Source organism: Streptomyces sp. NPDC006265 (assembly GCF_040613555.1).
GTDB lineage: Bacteria > Actinomycetota > Actinomycetes > Streptomycetales > Streptomycetaceae > Streptomyces.
On sequence record NZ_JBEXSH010000992.1, the window covers coordinates 1 to 3078 of the forward strand.

Consider the following 3078-nt stretch of genomic DNA (forward strand, 5'->3'; position numbering starts at 1 on the left):
GCCCACGCCTCGCCGATCGCCCTGACCCGGGCGGCGCTCTCGACGCTCGTCGACGAACACATCCGCTGGGGGCACATCGAGTAACTGGGCCCCGAGCGGCCCGGCCGGGTGGGCCGCCCCGGTTCCGCGCTCGCCGTCAGCGGTCGCGGCCCGGCCGGGATCGGCGCGGAGGTCGGCGTCGACCATCTCGCGGTCTGTGCCGTCGACCTGCGCGGCGCGACCCGGTCGCGGGCGATACGGCAGGGAGCCAACCGCGGCCGCTCCCCCCGGCCCGTGCTCGCGGAGCTCACCGAGCTGATCCGGCAGGTCGTCGCCGAGGCGGAGAGCGAGGGCCTGCGGCCGGCCGGACTCGCCGTGGCCGTGCCGGGCCTGGTGGCGCGCGACGCCCGGACCGTCGTGCGCGCCCCGAACCTCGGCTGGCACGACACGGACCTCGGCCCACTGCTGCCGGCGGACCTTCCGCTGACGGTGGACAACGAGGCCAACTTCGGTGCCCTCGCGGAACTCTGGCTGGGGGACGACACACCCCGCGACTTCCTGCACGTCTCGGCGGAGATCGGTATCGGTGCGGCGGTCGTGGTGGACGGCGGGCTGCTGCGCGGAACCCGCGGCTTCGCGGGCGAGTTGGGGCACGTGCCGGTCCGGCCGGACGGGCCGGAGTGCGCCTGCGGCGGGCGGGGCTGTCTGGAGCAGTACGCCGGTGAGGAGGCGGTGCTGCGTGCGGCAGGTCTGGAACCCGACGAGGACCGGGTCGGATTGCTCGCGGGGCACGCTGCGGAGGGCGACGAGGCCGTACGGCGTGCCCTGCGCGACGCCGGTACGGCGCTCGGTGTGGCCCTGACGGGGGCGGTCAACCTGCTCGACCCGGAAGGTGTGGTCCTGGGCGGGGAACTGTCCGGTCTCGCGCCCTGGCTGCTGCCCTCGCTGCGGGACGAGCTGGCGCGGCGCACGGCGGGCCCGGCCTGCCCCGTGTCCGTGTCCGGGCTGGGCCCTCAGGGGCCGCTGCTGGGGGCCGCGCACTCGGTGGTCCGGGCGGTGCTGGACGATCCGGCGGCCGTCGCCGGGCAGGCCTGAGACGGGCCGTCGCCCACGCTCGCCGGCAGGGCCGCGCGGTTCCAATCACCCGACCGGGTGAGGGAATTGTCCACATCGCAGGGCCCGTCCACCGATCCTCCCGACCGACCGGAAGGCGCCGTAACTTGATCACCGCGGGCCGCGACCGCAACGGCCGCAGCTCCGCGCAGTTGCAAGGCACACCCTCCCGTCGAGCCCGGAAGGCACACACCCATGGAACGCACCAGCTCCCTCCCCGGCAGGCGAGGCATCCTCGCGGGCGCCGCCCTCGCCGCCGTCCCGACAGCCCTGCTCCAGAGCACTCGGGCGGACGCCCGGCCCCAGGCCGTCGATCACCGCGGAGCCGCATGGCGGCCGGCGAGCCGCGGCAACTACACGCCGTCGAACCGCCCGCGCGCCCACCCACTGCACTACGTGATCATCCACGTGGCGCAGACGACCTACGCCGGCACCCTGAACGTCTTCCGGAACCCGGAGAAGAAGGTGTCCGCGCACTACGTGGTGCGCTCGTCCGACGGGCGCGTGGCGCAGTGCGTGCGCGAGTCCGACATCGCCTGGCACGCGGGGAACTGGGACTACAACACCCGCAGCATCGGCATCGAGCACGAAGGCTGGGTGGACCGGCCCGGGTACTTCACCGACACCATGTACGAGCGGTCGGCCCGGCTCACCGCCGCGATCTGCGAGAGGTACGACATCCCGAAGAACCGCGGGCACATCATCGGCCATCACGAGGTACCGGGCAGCGACCACACCGACCCGGGCCGGCTCTGGGACTGGAAGCGCTACCTCAGACTCGTCAAGTCCGCCTGAACCCCTGGTCGGTACCCCCCCCCCGCGATCCACCTCACGTCCCGGTTACAAATCGCTCAACCTCTGGTTGCGGGCCGGTAAGCAGGCCACGATGGGGCCATGACTCTGGCCCAGCGCGCCATGGAGCGCCTGCAGGCCTGGCCCGACCTGATGGTGGGCCCGGCGAGTTGCGGTACCGGAAGGGCGCTCCGTTCCGCCCGTGACGAGATCGTCCACTTCCACTCCTCACGTGATGTGGACCTCCACCTCACCCGCCGGGCCATACAGCGCTTCCACTACGACCTGGCCGGTTCGAGTGCGATCCATCTGCTGCCCGGTTCGTGCTGGGTGACGGTCCACCTCGACTGCGAGGCGGACGTCGACCTGCTGCTGAGCCTGGTGAGCATCGCCCTCAAGGCCCACCAGACCCCGCCTGCCGACGACGGTGAGCCGCGGCTCGCCGGGTGCAACTTCCACCGGGTCACGGTGCTGCCGCGTGACGCGGTGGCGGGCGGCTGAGCCTTGGCTGACGAACCGGAGGCGGTCAACGCCGAAGCCTGGGAGGCGTACGGGGCGCACCATGTACGACGGGGCACGGCACTGCCCGAGGCGGCCCGGATCGACTGGGGGTTCGAGGGCGGCGGACCGGGCAGCGAGGTGCTCGGGGAGCTGACGGGCCGACGGGTACTGGACCTCGGATGCGGTCCTGCCCGGCACGCGGCCCATCTGGTCCGGGCCCACGGTGCGCTGGTGGACGCGGTCGACGCCTCGGCCGGACAGTACGAGCGGGCCCGCGCCCGGTACGGCTCGCTGCCCGGGCTGCGGCTGGTCCTGGGCGACGCCGTGGACCATCTGAGCGCGGCCGAGCCGTACGACGTCGTCTACTCCGTCAACGGCGTTCCGTACATCGATCCGTACCGGCTGCTGCCCGCTCTCGCCGGGGCGCTGAAGCCGGGTGGGCGGCTCTGCTTCACGGTCCTGCACACGAACAGTCGTGGTGACGGGCCGTCGGACCGGGTCGCCGCCCGGCCCGAGATCCTGCGGCTGGCGGGCGGCGGTGAGGTCACCGTCCACATGTGGGTCCTCACTCCGGAGCTCTCGACGGCGTTGCTCACCGAGTTCGGGCTGCGCGTGGAGGGGATCGGCGTCCTCGACGCCCCTCAGGACGACAACAAGTCCTCCTACCTGCTCTACCTCGTCACCCGACCGCTC

At 73.0% G+C, this 3078-nt stretch carries 3 protein-coding genes and 1 pseudogene; all 4 read left to right on the plus strand.

The genetic code is table 11. From position 1 onward, the window contains the following. Positions 1–1074: pseudogene (locus ABZ281_RS44050) on the plus strand (ROK family protein); the annotation flags it as partial. Between the two features lie 213 nt (positions 1075–1287). Then, entirely contained in the window at positions 1288–1887 is a 600-nt protein-coding gene (locus ABZ281_RS44055) for an N-acetylmuramoyl-L-alanine amidase (protein ID WP_356663857.1), read from the plus strand. A gap of 99 nt (positions 1888–1986) precedes the next feature. Next, complete coding sequence (locus ABZ281_RS44060; protein WP_356663859.1) at positions 1987–2385, plus strand: luciferase family protein; 399 nt, start codon at positions 1987–1989, stop codon at positions 2383–2385. A gap of 3 nt (positions 2386–2388) precedes the next feature. Beyond that, on the plus strand, positions 2389–3078 hold a 690-nt coding region (locus ABZ281_RS44065), incomplete at its 3' end, for a class I SAM-dependent methyltransferase (RefSeq protein WP_356663861.1).

Excerpts from the sequence above, each read along its gene's own strand:
- ABZ281_RS44055 (WP_356663857.1), top strand. The coding sequence starts at position 1,288 with ATGGAACGCACCAGCTCCCTCCCCGGCAGGCGAGGCATCCTCGCGGGC.
- ABZ281_RS44060 (WP_356663859.1), top strand. The coding sequence starts at position 1,987 with ATGACTCTGGCCCAGCGCGCCATGGAGCGCCTGCAGGCCTGGCCCGAC.